The sequence below is a fragment of the Pseudomonas sp. YY-1 genome (genome assembly GCF_002843095.1).
GTDB classification, from domain to species: Bacteria; Pseudomonadota; Gammaproteobacteria; order Pseudomonadales; family Pseudomonadaceae; genus Aquipseudomonas; species Aquipseudomonas sediminis_A.
The window spans coordinates 1-13612 of sequence record NZ_PJLX01000024.1 but is presented as its reverse complement, the minus strand read 5'-3'; the positions used below and the strand labels follow the sequence as shown (position 1 = coordinate 13612).

Below are 13612 nucleotides of genomic sequence, written 5' to 3'. Positions count from 1 at the left end.
TGGACGATGAGCCGAATCTCGATATGCGAACTGGCAGAATGGCAAACCGCAGGGCGGACATTCGCCCTGCTGGATGTACGCCGCACGAGCGTTCGGCTTGCCGATGCCACAGAAATTCCCGGCGCCCACTGGCGTGACCCAGAAGATGTATTTACCTGGAAGGATCAGGTGCCACGGGACAGGCCGGTGATTCTCTATTGCGCCCAGGGGCATGAAATCAGCCAGGGCATCGCTGCCACACTGGAGGCCATGGGCCTGGATGCACGCTACTTGATCGATGGTTTTGCTGGCTGGCGCAGCGCTGGCCAGCCCACCCGGAGCCTATCCCGATAGGCAGGAGGTGCTGCATGAAGTGGATCACCCGTGAACGCCCGAAGATCGACCGGATTGCCTGCCCCTGGCTGATCGCCCGTTTTATCGACACCGCGCCGGAATTTCTCTATGTGCCGAGTGGCGACGTGCTGCGCCTGGCGCGAGAGGAAGGCGCTACGCCTTACGACATCCCAGGTGTTGAACTCACTCATGAAGGCGAGTTGTGCAGCTTCGACGCATTCCTGAAGAAGTACCAATTGGATGAGCCGGCCTTGCAGCAACTGGCGCAGATAGTGCGCGGTGCCGATACCTCAAGGCTCGATCTTGCGCCACAGTCGGCAGGGCTGTATGCCATCTCGTTGGGCTTATCGCAGACCTTCGCCGATGACCATGAAATGCTACGCCATGGTCTGGTTTTGTACGACGCGCTGTATGCCTGGTGCAAGGATTGCCAGGGCGAGTCGCATAACTGGCCGCCACAGATGTGAGGCGATTGCCAGCCACTGCCAGGCTCCACGATGATGTTGCAGGCTGTAGGGTGGCCGTGCATCCCCGTGATGGTGGTGCACGGCACTTACTCAGAGGAGATACGCGATGCTTTTACCAGGTGCGGAAGCGCTGGGAATGACCCACAACCAATGTCTGGAGCTACTGGAAAGCGCTGAAGACACACTCGACTTCCTGACCTCCAGTTTGACCTATCTGATCCATGCGGAGAGCCAGCAGGCGCAGCCAGATGCGGCCCTGATCGCCGAATGGGAAGCCTTGGATCAGGAGGTATTCGACGTGCAGTATTCGCTGCCGGGCTCGGACGCAAAGACCTACCAGCACGTCATCAAGACCTATGCTCAGCGTAACCGCGAGCTGCGCCCGGTTGTTGATCGGTACATGGCGAAGTAGCTGACGGCTCGAAGGCTGGCTGTATAGGACGCCCTGCTCCAGAGCGTTTGCCGCCCCATTGTCCCCGCACGTCTTCTCGGCATCGGTGCCAGCCCTCGGCCCGTATGAGCATTGGCCAGATCAGTAATGGATGCTTATCCAGATGCTGATTGATCCGTCGGTAAAATTGATTGGCCTTGGGCGGCAGATCATCAGGACAGTGCAATAGATCAAGCAGCATGCTCACTGCATTCGTATCGTTGAGTGCCTGCTGCCGTTCACCGAGCAATTGCCACAGCAGCGGTCGACGCTCAGCCAGCCAGGCTTCAATGCCCTGTTCGGGGAACAGCACCACGGGAGTGAAGAGCCCTTCATGGAACTCGGTCACTTCCTTGGTCAGTATGCGATTTACTGCTTTATCGAACCTCTCTCTTTGGCGAACGCCTGACTTGTAGCGTGCCGCCGCCGCTTGCGTTCCGACCTCATCCTGAAGCGGAACATTGGGAGAGTGGTGTGCGCAGAGTTTTCTTCCAGGCAATGGCTGCCGCCAACACAACGTGCAAAAGCTGAACGGATCAAGTCGCTGACCATTTTCCAAGCGCAAATGACTCGGCATGGGGATCTTCAGTTGAGTGCACATGCTGAGGAAGTAGGTGACCTCAATAACAGTCGGGAATGTGTACTCCCTTGGCGGCCAAGTCGTGAAGTGATGAACAAGCTCCACTGCCTTCATTACTTCAAACAGATGCGGATTGTTGCTCTTGCCAACACAGCAGCCCAGATCCGCATAAATTCCCCAAATGCCATTCCAGGTCGCTATGCGCTGCCCATAAAGCACATGGCAATGCTCAGGCGGGATCAGTGGCTGTAGGTACTGCCTGATCAGCCGCAGCGCGATTGCGGGCGTAACAGCTATGTCAGCAGCGTGCAGCCTGATTGCCCAGAGGGCAACCGCCACATCCTCGTATACGAAAGAGTCGAGAAATTCATCGTCCAGGTAGAGCGGCAAAATCAAGTGTCCAGTCTGGCTAGTAGTTGGGCATCCACCAACTGCCTAGCATGCGCTATCGGGATATTGCAGTGCAGGCAAGGGGATGACGGTGGAGACGATGACACTCATGGAGGTGAGCCAGATTCTCAGAATTTCTGAGCATACGGCGCGCAACCGATTGAGCATGGGCTTGCCGATGCCGCCTTCGTTCCGCGTCGGTCGCCGCCGCTTGTTTCTCAAGCAGGAGGTCGAACGGTGGCTGGCCGCGCAGGCTGGAGTATCCGGCAGCCACGGCCACTAGGGCCCAGAAAAACTACAGGACATCACGCTATCGATTAGGTCATGCGAGCAACAAAAACTGTGGACGCAAAAAAGGCCCGGAGCAGCAACTCCGAGCCTTTTTCTAGATGACATAAGCACCTTCAACGCTTGTGGATTCTCAGCGTCCTTCTATCGGCTGTCAAGGCCGAGGGGCAGGTACTACCTGCCGTTCAGCGCCCTCTACAGGGTACGAAGGAGTATGGATGAGAGTCAGGATTGAACCGCGCCTGCTGCGCGAAGCCGTGCGCCTGCACTATGGCACACGTTTATCGACACGCGAAATCGCTCATAGCACGGGGCTTTCGCGCAACAGCCTCAAGCGTTTGCGACGCCACTTGGAAAGCATTGTCCTCGATGTGGATCAGCTTGCTGAATGGAGCGACGAGCAGCTTTATGGGCGTCTGGGGATTAAGCCATTCAACGGCTTTCGCTTGAAAGCCTGCCCCGACTGGAACTGGGTGCATGCGGAAATGCGTAATCCCAGCGTCACCCTGGAATTGCTATGGCGTGAATGGCGGGCCACCGAGCCAGACGGCATCGCCTATTCGCAGTTCACGTCCAGCTATCGCCGCTTCCTACAGCAGCAACCATTGGCAATGCGTCAGCTGCATCAGCCTGGCGACAAGCTGTTTTTGGACTTCTCTGGCAAGACCATGCCGATCTACCTGGACGGTCAATCGGAGCCGAGGATGGCGCAGATATTCGTCGGCGTGCTGGGCTACTCCAGCTACACCTTCGCCTGTGCCGTGTGGAGCCAGCGCATTGAAGACTGGATGCACTGCCATGTGCAGGCCTTCAATTTCTTCGCGGGAGTGCCACGCCTGCTGGTTCCTGACAACCTCAAGGCGGCAGTGATCAAGCATGGCAAGGATGAAGTCCAGCTCAACCTGATCTACCAGCAACTGGCCCAACATTACCAAGCCGTCATTCTGCCGGCGCGCCCGCGTAAACCCAAAGACAAGGGCAAGGTGGAGGCCGGAGTGAAACTGGTTCAGCGCTGGCTGCTGGCAGCCCTTCGTCACCGTCGTTTCTTCAGTTTGGCAGAACTCAATCAGGCCATCCTGGAATTGTTACCGGCATTCAACCAACGCCCGTTCAAGCGACAGCCTGGCTGTAGTCGGCACAGCCTGTTCGTTGAGGTGGATCAGCCTGCACTCCAGCCGCTGCCGATCCACGCCTACGAGCATGCCGATTGGCGCTTCAAGGTACGGGTGCGTAGCGACTACTTGGTGGAGTACGACAACCACCACTATTCCGTACCGAGCCGATTGGTACAGCAGCAAGTGGATGTACGTGCTACGGGGGCGGTCGTGGAGGTTTTCCACAATCACCTGCGCGTCAGCAGTCATGCCCGGCAGTATGTTTCCGGCATCAGCATGCAGCCGGAGCACCGGCCGCCGAACCACCAGTATTACGCTGACAGTGAGCCCGCTGCATTGCTCGCCTGGGGCGAGCGAGTCGGGCCTGCACTGCTGCGACACCTGCACTATCACCTGACCGAACGTACCGATGTGGCCAACGGACACAAGGCTGCCAGCGCCTTGCGTAAAGAAGCTCGCTTGCACGGCGATGTCCGACTGGAGGAGGCCTGCGCCTACGCGCTGACCATCAAGACCTTTGCCTTGAAAAGCCTGCAATCCATTTTGCGCGAGCAACCCGACAAACGCCCTGGCCTGAAAGCTTTACCCAGCTCGACACCGGCTCACGAAAACCTGCGTGGTGCCCATTACTTTGCCGATGAAAAGGATCGCTCGACATGCTGAACCAACAGACCCAAAGCAAGCTCCAACAACTGCAACTGTCCGGCATGGCCAAGGCCTATCGCGACCAACTTGAGCAGCCGCGAATGCAGGAACTGCCCTTCGATGATCGCCTGGGCCTGATGGTGGATCGTGAACTCAGCGAGCGCGAGAATCGCAAACTGTCTCGGCTGCTGAAACAGGCAAAGTTGCGCTATGCCGCACACCTGGAGGATGTGGACTACCGCAGCAGTCGAGGCCTGGATAAACAGGTGATTGCCGGCCTGGCGGGATGCTCCTGGATCGGTCAGCAACAGAATCTGTTGTTGACCGGAGCCACCGGTACAGGCAAGAGCTGGCTCGCCTGCGCATTTGGTAGCCAAGCCTGCCGACAGGGCTACTCGGTGGTCTACAAAAGCGCCTCGAAACTCTATGAAGAGCTGCAAATCGCTATTGGCGATGGCTCTCTGCCCAAGTACCGAACAGCCTTGAGCAGAGTCCATCTACTCATCCTCGATGACTTCGGCCTGGCTCCGGTCGAGCCCACGGTGGGGTATACCTTGCTGGATATTGTCGATCAGCGCATGCAGACCGGTTCACTGATCATCACCAGTCAATTCCCTACTGAGCACTGGCATAGCATGTTCAACGACGCCACGCTGGCCGAGGCCATCCTGGATCGCATCGTCCACCGCTCACACCGTATCGGGCTCAAGGGCGAGTCCCTGCGCAAGCAGGCTGCCAAGGCATAGCTGATAGACCACGAAGGGGGCGATGCCCCCTTCGTCATTTTCGCGTCCGCGAAAATAATCTAATCAGTGAGGCTGCATTTCAAGGTGGCACAGACAGGCATGCAGTAGGGTTTCGTCGGCATCTCGGAAATGCCCCTTTAACCAGTCTTCCAGACAAAATGCCTCGATGCCCATCACTCTCGCCGCCTGAGCCAACCTTAGTGACTTGGCAGAAATTGCATCGCTGATACGCACGACGAGCATGGCTTTGCGCTGCATTGCATCAGCGTCGGTGCAACCAAGGTCGGCATAGACGTTTGGGCTGCCTTCTTCAATCAATTGCGGCGACCTGCAATGGAAGGATAGAGCAGGTAGTTTAACGTTTTAGAGGTGGATCAGAATCATCGGCGCAGTGGATCACAATCACTGGAATGGGTGGGTCAGTACCTCCAGTGCGAGTGGGTCAGAACCACTGGAATAAAGCGTCAGAACCGCCAGCGCCCACATTCCAGGATAAAACGCCTAACCTAGGCAAGTCCGGCCCTGTCCCCAAAGCGGGGGATAACATCTACCGGCCCCTTGTGCCAGGTGCATTTGAGCCGGGACATTTTGAGCAAGTGCGTAATCCCAATCACTGGGATACGGGGGCTGATGCTCCCAGTGATGATGATCTACGTCGGGATGTATCTGGACAGTACGCCCTGATTGCCGATGAGTTCTATTACTTCGGAGCTCAAGCTATAGCGCTCCCTGAAGCAGTTCGACCTGCACTGCCCGGTGGGCAGTCGGCGCATGGCATACAGTCCTCCGAAGCGTTAGCCGAGCGTTTTATTTCTTTTATACGGTCGCGTTACCAACCGGGTAGGCATGGCAATCCGACACAGTGGCCTGAAGATGAACTCACCAGCACATCTAAATGCGGAGGCCGCTGATGCGCATCATCCTGAGCCGCAAAGGTTTTGATTCCACGGCAGGGGGGTGTCCAAGCCCGATTTTTCCGGATGGGCGCATGCTTTCATTGCCCATTCCGGATAAAGGCTCCCCCATTGCCTATCAAGACCTGTCGTTTGGGGATATGAACGTTGGTGATCTGGTTGTAGAGCTCACAGGCGATGCCAAGCGGAGTCGCCATTTCGCCCACTTAGATCCAGACCTGCGTGCTGATTCTTTACCGCGATTGCCTGGTTGGAAACCTTTATTGGGGCAGACCGGTAGTGCCCAGGGGCACCTGCGTAAGCAGGGCGTTCAGGTCGGTGATGTGTTCCTGTTCTTCGGATCTTTTAGGTCTGTTGAGCAGACAGCAGATGGCTGGCGTTTCAAAAGAACGGAACGGGCACGCCATATAATCTGGGGCTGGATGCAGATTGGGCGGATTCACCAGGTCGATGAACTCCCTAGCGATGAAATGCTTTGGGCCCGCTATCACCCGCATTTCGCCTACTCCCCAGATGCATCTAATACCCTGTACGAGTCGGCAGATCAGCTAGTCATTGGCGACGCTCACACCCATGCTCAAGGAGCAGGTGTATTCACGCATTTCGATCAGAGGTTGGTGCTGACAGCCCCCGAGAGTAATGCCCAGACTAGCTGGAGGCTTCCAAGCTTTTTGGCTCCAGTAGATGGACGCTCACAGCTGAGTTATCACGGTGATGAACGTCGATGGCGCGTAGTTGGTGATGAGTGTTTGCTCAACAGTGTGGCCAGAGGGCAAGAGTTCGTCTTTGACACGCAGGGGCAGGATGCTCCTGTCCAGTGGATTCTTTCCCTGCTGGAAGCCAGCTCCTCCAGCAAGTGAAATGGTGTCTAGCGAGTCGGCTGGCGCAGCGCTCGACTTTGCGACAGATTGCTAGCTAGAATCTGTGGCAGGCGCCCGCCCAACTTGCACACGAGTTAAAAAAGGCTTCGCATTCCTTCGATTCATATCTCTCTAGCTGAGAAACCCTTCCAAGCCTGGATGTCCGGGGCTTAAACGTGTGCCGTTCGCTCCGTACGTCAGGCGATGAGGATTGGTTTCATGGCTATCAAAGAACTCGTTTACGCCACCAAGCAGCAGCTTGAGTCTGCTACCCAGCAGTCATTTCGGCACTCGCATATCTATGAGCTATTTGCAGCGAGCTTTGGGTTCAATACCCGTGCTTCGTTGGATGCGGGCCACGTCATGGCTGTAATGGAGCGTGCGCCAGTGCCAGTGGCCTCTTCACTGGCAACACTTCATCGTCGTTTAGCCGAGTTGGGTTATGAGTCGGTTGCTGACTCGGCTGGTGCGGCCTTGTTAAGCATGATTGCTGATCAGTGTCTGGGGGTTGCCTCCGTTGAGTTGGTTATAGATACCCTTCAACAAGGCTATTGGGCATACCCCGAGGACTGGTATGACATTGATGAGGAGGTCGAGGATGAAGCCTCTGACTCTGAGTCAGCAGGCAACCAGCCTCCATCTCTCGACCCTGCAAAAATCGCGTTGTTGATTGACGGCCTAAACGGTTTGGCTTCGAGGGGCAGCGCGGCAGCTCACTATGCTTTGGCACTTATATATAGAGGCGATGACCTCAGTGAAGAGGAGGGCTCCGCTTATTGGTATTCACTGATGGAGCAGGGCCGTGATCTTGATGGGGTGCAGCTCGAATGGGCGACGGCCTATAAGACTCAGCTGCTTAACGCCGAGCGGGAGGCACTTCATTTGACTGAGGCTGCGCGTCTGGGATGGGCAGATGCCAGGTTAGATATTGCTCTTGATAAGGCGCAGCGTGCTGAGCATCGAGGCGACCATGGGCAAGCTGAGCATTGGTACAAGGAGGCTGCTGCTTTAGGTCATGTGGAGGCAATGCGTTCTTTAGCCTGGTTGGCTCAGGGCGCTGGTGATGATGCCTCTGCAAGGCATTGGAATCATCAGGCAGCTTTGCATGGTGATGTCGATGCGATGCGCGATCTGATCGATGAAGATGACCGAGGCAACCTATTTCAGAACTGGGTCTGGGTTTACCTTGCCGAGCATATGGGAACCGACCTGCGTGAGAGTACGCTGCGGGCATACCATGATGGTGGCATGTACGCAGATCAAGAGTACGACGATGATCAAGGTGGCCCGCTCTATGTTGCTGGCGATGAGGGCGTAAGGCTGGCGCCATTAAGTGCTGCTGACGAGGCAAAGGCCAAGAAGCAGGCGGCAGAATTGTTCAGCAATATTGGATCTGAGGGCGCGTTGGACTGGATGTCCACTGCTAGAGGGAGTTTCGTATGAGTGGTCAGCAACAGAGTTTGAACGTTGCCATGTTCATTGATGCTGACAATGCTCCAAGCCGCAAGATAGGGGACGTGCTCGCTGAGCTTGCCTCCTATGGCTCGGTGTCTATTCGTCGGGCCTACGGCAACTGGAAAAACCCATGCCTGGATCCGTGGGGCAAAGTGCTGCATGAGCATGCAATACAGCCTATTCAGCAGTTCGATCTGGTTAAAGGTAAGAACGCGACAGACATGGCCATGGCTGTTGATGCCATGGATGTACTGTTCAATAAGCCAGTCGATGTCTTCTGCTTGGTTTCGTCCGACTGCGATTTCACCCCACTAGTCATGCGACTGCGGGCCGAAGGCAAGCAGGTCGTGGGTTTTGGTGAACGCAAAACGCCTGAGCCTTTCGTGAATGCGTGCTCACGATTTCTGTATGTTGATCAACCAGAGCTGACGGATGACCAGGTCGGTGCTCTGATCACGCATCTGGAAAAAAGCTTGGCAGTTGAAGACTCAGGGCTCGTGCCTGCTCCCGAGAGAAAAACCTGCAAGGAACTCAAAGGTGATACCAAGCTAATGAATCTGCTTCGCAACGCGGTCGCATATGCAGAGAGCGAAGATGGCTGGGCCTCTTTGGCAACGGTGGGTAGTCGGATCGGTAATCAGGCTTCGTTCGATGCCCGGAACTACGGTTATCCACGTTTGGTAGACCTTTTTGCGGCCATCGATCTTTTCGAGATGAAGCGAGTTAACAATCACCCTCAGATTAGGTACAAGAGGCGATCTGCTACTTCAGTGGCCTAACCTTTTCGCTGAGACCACATATAGCTGCTATAGCGAATGGCTTACATGGCCTGACGTTGTTGGCCGCTTCCTGCATGGCCTTGTGAGCACTAATCTGGCCCCATCCACTGAGCAACGGATGTGCTCGGCATCAAGGATGATTGGCCATTGCTAGGACGCATCGACAGGATGTTGGATGGTCAGGAAAGAACCCGCTTCGGCGGGTTTTTTGTTTCCTGAAAAATGGGTCGGGCATGTGGGGTGCGTATAACGGGCGCTATGTTCAATAGTGCCCCGCTGCGGACAGGGTGCTGGCGACCACTTCAGCATTATGTGGCTACCGGGCACCTGGGGTGAGGTGCCGCAGTCAGGAGGCACTTGGTCGGTGTGTTACTGGCGGGGGTGCCAACCCGCTTGCCAAACGACGGCTACCCTGTCACTGTAAATACGAATGTCATTACAGTGAGGGCCGCACCATGGCGTCCATCAATATCCGCATCGACGACGAGCTTAAGGCGCGTGCTTATCAGGAGCTGGAAAAGCTTGGCGTCACCCCCTCTGAGCTGATGCGCCAGGCCTTGCAGTATGTAGCCGAGCGCGGACAGCTGCCATTTCGCCCGGTGCTGATGACCGAGGAAGATGAAGCGTTAATCGCTACGGTTCGTGAACGCCTGGCCGCTCCGCAGCGCGTGAAGGTTGCGTTGGATGATCTATAGCCTTGAGTTTGATGCGCGGGCACTGAAGGAATGGCAAAAACTGGGTGATACCGTTCGCCAGCAGCTGAAGAAAAAGCTCGCTGAGGTGTTGCTGAATCCGCGCATTGAAGCCAATCGGCTCCATTCGCTGCCGGACTGCTACAAGATCAAGCTGCGCAGCAGTGGTTATCGCCTGGTGTACCAGGTGCTTGACCACGAGGTGGTGGTGTTTGTGGTCGCGGTTGATCGCCGTGAGCGTGAGCAGGCCTATCGCAAGGCAGCCGAGCGTCTTAAATAGCGGGCTCAGCTGTTCCCCATGACTGAAAGGTGGTCTCGGCACGATGAGTGGTGATGATCTGCTTGAGCATCTACGGGCCGAAAATGCGCGCTTGATCGCGCTGTTGGAAGCGCATGGTATTGAGTGGCGCTTGCCTGACGAGCCGCCGCTAGTCGAACCGACTAGGGCCTGTTAACGCTAATTAGCTTCAAGTCTCTCCATGCGTGATACTTCGCGCATGGAAATTACCCCCGAACAATTCTCGATCATTGAGCATTGCTTCCCGCGACAGCGGGGCAACGTAAGTCTGTCCAACCTGAACGTGTTGAACGCGATCCTCTATGTCGCTGAGCATGGCTGCAAGTGGCGCGGCTTGCCGAAGCGCTTTGGCAATTGGCACACCATCTACACCCGCATGAGCCGCTGGTCGAGGTCGGGTGTGTTGGATCGGGTGTTCGCCCAGTTGCAGCAATCCCAAATTGTCCGGATCAAGATCGAGGCGGTGTCCCTGGATAGCACCAGCATCAAGGTGCATCCCGATGGCACTGGCGCTCGAAAAAAAACGGCCCTCAAGCTATTGGAAAATCCCGAGGCGGTTGGAACACCAAGATTCATCTGGTTGCCGCGAATGATCGAACAGCCATAGCGTTCTCCCTGTCACCCGGGCAGGCACACGACGCACCGGCAGGTCGCGACCTGCTTCGCAAGCTGGGCGAGCAAGGAAGACCGCTGCATCTGCTGATGGATCGTGCTTACGAGGGCAACGAAACCCGTCAGCTTGCGCTGGACCTGGGCTTTATCCCAGTGGTTCCTCCGCTGAGGACTCGCATCAATCCCTGGGAATATGACCGAGAAATCTATAAGCGCCGAAATGAGGTAGAGCGTCTGTTTCGGCGCTTGAAAGGATTTCGCAGAATTTTCTCCCGCTTTGAAAAGCTCGATGTCATGTTCATCGGCTTCGTTAATTTTGCCCTGATCGTTGACGGACTGAGGTTGTGTTAACAGGCCCTAGCCCGCCTCCACTGATAAGTTCGAGTCTCGACACGGATGCCAAGTTGGCGTTGTTCAGGCGACTGTTTCGGGGCCGTGCCGATGTGTTTCCCGTGCGCTGGGAAAGCAAGGCCGGTAAATCGGGCTACTCACCGGCGTGCGCCAATGAATGGCGTCCAGGCGTGTGTGAGAAGCCACGGATCAAGTGCGGAGACTGCTCGTTCCGCCAACTCCTGCCGCTGACTGATCAGGTGCTCTACAAGCATCTGGCGGGAGAGATTGTTATCGGCGTTTACCCGTTGCTGCCAGACGACACCTGCTACTTCCTGGCAGTGGATTTTGACGAGGCCGATTGGCGCGCGGATGTCATGGCGTTCGCTCAGTCTTGCCGCGAGTTGGGTGTGCCGGTGGCCCTGGAGATTTCCCGCTCCGGTAACGGGGCGCATGCCTGGATTTTCTTCGAGCGTAATGTCCCCGCCTATGAGGCGCGCCTGCTCGGCTCCGCGATCATCAGTCATACCTGCGAGCGCACCCGGCAACTGACGCTGAGCTCGTATGACCGACTGTTTCCAAATCAGGACAGCATGCCCAAAGGCGGCTTTGGTAACTTGATTGCCTTGCCCTTGCAGAAGCGGGCCCGCGCGTTTGGCGGCAGTGTTTTTGTCGATGAGACGCTGACGCCCCATCCCGACCAGTGGGCATTTCTGGCCAGCATTCAGCCTATGCCCGTGCAGGATATTGTGCCGAAAACCCTGCTGGCCACTGGAGGTCGCCATCCGTTGGATGTCACCGCAGTAGCGGATGACGACGAGCCGAAACCCTGGCAGCGCACAGCGGAAAAGACTCAGAAGTTGGCTTGTCCGTTACCCGAGTCAGTGAACGTTACCTTGGCCAACCAGATCTATTTCGACAAGTCCGAACTGCCCCAGCCATTAGTCAACAAGCTGATCCGCTTGGCGGCCTTTCAGAATCCGGAGTTCTACAAGGCACAGGCAATGCGTCTGCCTGTGTGGAACAAGCCCCGGATCATTGGTTGCGCGGAAAATTTTCCTCAGCATATCGCCTTGCCCCGTGGCTGCTTGGATGACGTGAGGACGTTGCTGCAAGACAACTGGATTGAGTTGGTGCTGCACGATGAGCGCTTCGCTGGAGAGCCCATCGATGTCCACTTTGCGGGCACGCTACGCCAGGATCAAGAGGCTGCTCTCGAAGGCATGTTGGCGCACGACACCGGCGTCCTCTGTGCGCCCACTGCTTTTGGCAAAACCGTCACGGCTGCCGCGCTGATTGCCCAGCGCGGTGTGAACACGCTGGTGCTGGTGCACCGGACGGAGTTGCTCCAGCAGTGGAAGGAGCGTTTGCAGGCGTTTCTGGGGGCAGACAAAACGAAGATCGGCACCATCGGCGGTGGTAAGGCCAAGCCGACAGGCATCATCGACATTGCCGTAATGCAGTCCTTGTCGCGGCAGGGCGAAGTCAGCGAGCAGGTGAAAAACTACGGGCAAATCATCGTAGATGAGTGCCACCACCTGTCAGCCTTTTCGTTCGAGGCCCTCCTCAAGGCTGCTGGGGCCAAATATGTCTTGGGTCTGACCGCTACGCCAGTACGTCGTGATGGCCAGCAGCCGATTATCTTCATGCAGTGCGGGCCCATTCGGCATACAGCGAGTAGGCCGGAGGGTGCTCCCGCTGATCTGGCCGTGACGCCGCAGTGGCTTTCTCGACCGATAGTCATGCCCGAAGGGACAGGCATCCAAGATGTCTTCTTGCAGGTGTGCAACGACACTGAGCGAACAGCCAAAGTTGTTGCCGAGGTCGGAGAGGCTTTTGACCAAGGACGGAAGATCCTGGTGCTGACTGAGCGAACGGATCACCTCAGTGCAATAGAGGAAAGGCTGGTTGGCCGGGTCGAGAACCTATTCACGCTGCATGGGCGGATGTCCAAGAAGCAACGCGCTGCGCTAATTGGCGAACTGGAAGCACTGCCAGCAGATGCACCACGGGTAATCCTGGCAACCGGGAAATTGGTTGGAGAGGGTTTTGACCACCCGGCACTGGATACCTTGGTACTGGCCATGCCGGTTTCCTGGAAGGGCACTCTCCAGCAGTATGCGGGCCGCCTGCATCGGGAACATGCGAGTAAGGCGGATGTGCGCATCATCGACTTCATCGATTCCGGACATCCTGCATTGCTCCGTATGTGGAGTAAGCGCCAAGCGGGTTACAAGGCTATGGGCTATCGATTTTCTGATTCGTCCAGCTCAATGGAGCTGCTGGCAAAGGGCTAGCGAGTCTTCATACAGCCACCAAGCTTTCCGTCTGTCGGAGTCGGAAAGCGTCTGTTTCCTACTCGGTGGATTCGCCGTAATCTGGGTTGCATTGACAGGTTGTCAATCCAGGCTGTGGCTTGAGGTCTGCCTCCAGCGCGTAGCTTGTATTGCTGAAATGTAGTGCTGCACGCGGCTCGTTTCAGGGGCTTACGGAAAATGCCATTTATTGCGGTAATTTCGGCGGAAAATGCCACTTTATGTGGCTCAATCATGCCAATAATGGTGCCCATTATATTTCGTAAGTTGTTGATTTAATTGAATTTATCTGTGATTCGGAATGCCAGGTTTGTCGCCCGTCGACAGCGTGTTGTCGACGGGCAGGTTAATTGGCATGATTTA

At 56.3% G+C, this 13612-nt stretch carries 15 protein-coding genes and 1 pseudogene; 14 read left to right on the top strand and 2 right to left on the bottom strand.

From position 1 onward, the window contains the following. Window positions 1–6: 6 nt before the first annotated feature. The 3 genes from CXP40_RS23120 (at window position 7) to CXP40_RS23110 (ending at window position 1212) form a co-directional block, all read left to right on the top strand. Window positions 7–333: a rhodanese-like domain-containing protein gene (locus CXP40_RS23120; protein WP_106735632.1), complete on the top strand. Its 327-nt coding sequence runs from the start codon at window positions 7–9 to the stop codon at window positions 331–333. Window positions 334–347: 14 nt separating this feature from the next. Further along, entirely contained in the window at window positions 348–800 is a 453-nt protein-coding gene (locus CXP40_RS23115; RefSeq protein WP_106735631.1) for a chromate resistance protein ChrB domain-containing protein, read from the top strand. 106 nt (window positions 801–906) lie between these two features. Continuing rightward, window positions 907–1212 carry a hypothetical protein gene (locus CXP40_RS23110; protein WP_157831711.1) on the top strand — a complete coding sequence of 102 codons (306 nt, stop codon included), beginning with the start codon at window positions 907–909 and terminating at the stop codon, window positions 1210–1212. On the opposite strand, the gene CXP40_RS23750 is transcribed toward CXP40_RS23110, so the two are convergent. Then, complete coding sequence (locus CXP40_RS23750) at window positions 1148–2200, bottom strand: hypothetical protein (RefSeq protein WP_157831710.1); 1053 nt, start codon at window positions 2198–2200, stop codon at window positions 1148–1150. The genes CXP40_RS23110 and CXP40_RS23750 overlap by 65 nt on opposite strands. Before the next feature lie 85 nt (window positions 2201–2285). On the opposite strand from CXP40_RS23750, the gene CXP40_RS24325 reads away from it, so the two are divergent. The 3 genes from CXP40_RS24325 (at window position 2286) to istB (ending at window position 4994) form a co-directional block, all read left to right on the top strand. Then, window positions 2286–2483 (top strand): helix-turn-helix domain-containing protein, encoded by a 198-nt coding sequence (locus CXP40_RS24325; RefSeq protein WP_106735629.1) that lies wholly within the window; start codon window positions 2286–2288, stop codon window positions 2481–2483. A 223-nt stretch (window positions 2484–2706) separates the two neighbouring features. Beyond that, window positions 2707–4266 carry an IS21 family transposase gene (gene istA / locus CXP40_RS23100; RefSeq protein WP_106735628.1) on the top strand — a complete coding sequence of 520 codons (1560 nt, stop codon included), beginning with the start codon at window positions 2707–2709 and terminating at the stop codon, window positions 4264–4266. Continuing rightward, window positions 4260–4994: an IS21-like element helper ATPase IstB gene (gene istB, locus CXP40_RS23095; RefSeq protein ID WP_106735627.1), complete on the top strand. Its 735-nt coding sequence runs from the start codon at window positions 4260–4262 to the stop codon at window positions 4992–4994. The genes istA and istB overlap by 7 nt, the downstream gene beginning before the upstream one ends. Before the next feature lie 63 nt (window positions 4995–5057). On the opposite strand, the gene CXP40_RS23090 is transcribed toward istB, so the two are convergent. Beyond that, a complete protein-coding gene (locus CXP40_RS23090; RefSeq protein ID WP_106735626.1) occupies window positions 5058–5312 on the bottom strand; it encodes an XRE family transcriptional regulator in 255 nt (84 codons plus the stop codon). A 92-nt stretch (window positions 5313–5404) separates the two neighbouring features. On the opposite strand from CXP40_RS23090, the gene CXP40_RS23085 reads away from it, so the two are divergent. The 8 genes and pseudogenes from CXP40_RS23085 to CXP40_RS23045 all read left to right on the top strand — a co-directional run. Further along, window positions 5405–5905, top strand: coding sequence for a hypothetical protein (locus CXP40_RS23085; protein WP_256579546.1), 501 nt, complete (start codon window positions 5405–5407; stop codon window positions 5903–5905). Continuing rightward, window positions 5905–6768, top strand: coding sequence for a hypothetical protein (locus CXP40_RS23080; RefSeq protein ID WP_101193810.1), 864 nt, complete (start codon window positions 5905–5907; stop codon window positions 6766–6768). Before CXP40_RS23085 ends, CXP40_RS23080 begins: the two co-directional genes overlap by 1 nt. A 219-nt stretch (window positions 6769–6987) precedes the next feature. Continuing rightward, a complete protein-coding gene (locus CXP40_RS23075; protein WP_106735625.1) occupies window positions 6988–8211 on the top strand; it encodes a hypothetical protein in 1224 nt (407 codons plus the stop codon). Continuing rightward, entirely contained in the window at window positions 8208–9002 is a 795-nt protein-coding gene (locus CXP40_RS23070; protein WP_106735624.1) for an NYN domain-containing protein, read from the top strand. The genes CXP40_RS23075 and CXP40_RS23070 overlap by 4 nt, the downstream gene beginning before the upstream one ends. Window positions 9003–9457: 455 nt before the next feature. Beyond that, complete coding sequence (locus CXP40_RS23065; protein ID WP_003284884.1) at window positions 9458–9697, top strand: type II toxin-antitoxin system RelB/DinJ family antitoxin; 240 nt, start codon at window positions 9458–9460, stop codon at window positions 9695–9697. Further along, on the top strand, window positions 9687–9974 hold the full coding sequence (locus CXP40_RS23060; RefSeq protein ID WP_014818489.1) for a type II toxin-antitoxin system RelE/ParE family toxin: 288 nt from the start codon (window positions 9687–9689) through the stop codon (window positions 9972–9974). Before CXP40_RS23065 ends, CXP40_RS23060 begins: the two co-directional genes overlap by 11 nt. A gap of 217 nt (window positions 9975–10191) precedes the next feature. After that, window positions 10192–10955, top strand: a protein-coding gene (locus tag CXP40_RS23050; protein WP_106735623.1) for an IS5 family transposase whose coding sequence is annotated in 2 segments (ribosomal slippage) — window positions 10192–10507 and window positions 10507–10955 — 765 coding nt in all. Because the reading frame shifts where the segments join, the coding sequence is not laid out codon by codon here. Between the two features lie 8 nt (window positions 10956–10963). Continuing rightward, window positions 10964–13231: pseudogene (locus CXP40_RS23045) on the top strand (DEAD/DEAH box helicase family protein); the annotation flags it as partial. Between the last annotated feature and the right edge of the window lie 381 nt (window positions 13232–13612).

Excerpts from the sequence above, each read along its gene's own strand:
- CXP40_RS23120 (WP_106735632.1), top strand. The coding sequence starts at position 7 with ATGAGCCGAATCTCGATATGCGAACTGGCAGAATGGCAAACCGCAGGG.
- CXP40_RS23115 (WP_106735631.1), top strand. The coding sequence starts at position 348 with ATGAAGTGGATCACCCGTGAACGCCCGAAGATCGACCGGATTGCCTGC.
- CXP40_RS23110 (WP_157831711.1), top strand. The coding sequence starts at position 907 with ATGCTTTTACCAGGTGCGGAAGCGCTGGGAATGACCCACAACCAATGT.
- CXP40_RS24325 (WP_106735629.1), top strand. The coding sequence starts at position 2,286 with ATGACGGTGGAGACGATGACACTCATGGAGGTGAGCCAGATTCTCAGA.
- istA (WP_106735628.1), top strand. The coding sequence starts at position 2,707 with ATGAGAGTCAGGATTGAACCGCGCCTGCTGCGCGAAGCCGTGCGCCTG.
- istB (WP_106735627.1), top strand. The coding sequence starts at position 4,260 with ATGCTGAACCAACAGACCCAAAGCAAGCTCCAACAACTGCAACTGTCC.
- CXP40_RS23085 (WP_256579546.1), top strand. The coding sequence starts at position 5,405 with ATGGGTGGGTCAGTACCTCCAGTGCGAGTGGGTCAGAACCACTGGAAT.
- CXP40_RS23080 (WP_101193810.1), top strand. The coding sequence starts at position 5,905 with ATGCGCATCATCCTGAGCCGCAAAGGTTTTGATTCCACGGCAGGGGGG.
- CXP40_RS23075 (WP_106735625.1), top strand. The coding sequence starts at position 6,988 with ATGGCTATCAAAGAACTCGTTTACGCCACCAAGCAGCAGCTTGAGTCT.
- CXP40_RS23070 (WP_106735624.1), top strand. The coding sequence starts at position 8,208 with ATGAGTGGTCAGCAACAGAGTTTGAACGTTGCCATGTTCATTGATGCT.
- CXP40_RS23065 (WP_003284884.1), top strand. The coding sequence starts at position 9,458 with ATGGCGTCCATCAATATCCGCATCGACGACGAGCTTAAGGCGCGTGCT.
- CXP40_RS23060 (WP_014818489.1), top strand. The coding sequence starts at position 9,687 with ATGATCTATAGCCTTGAGTTTGATGCGCGGGCACTGAAGGAATGGCAA.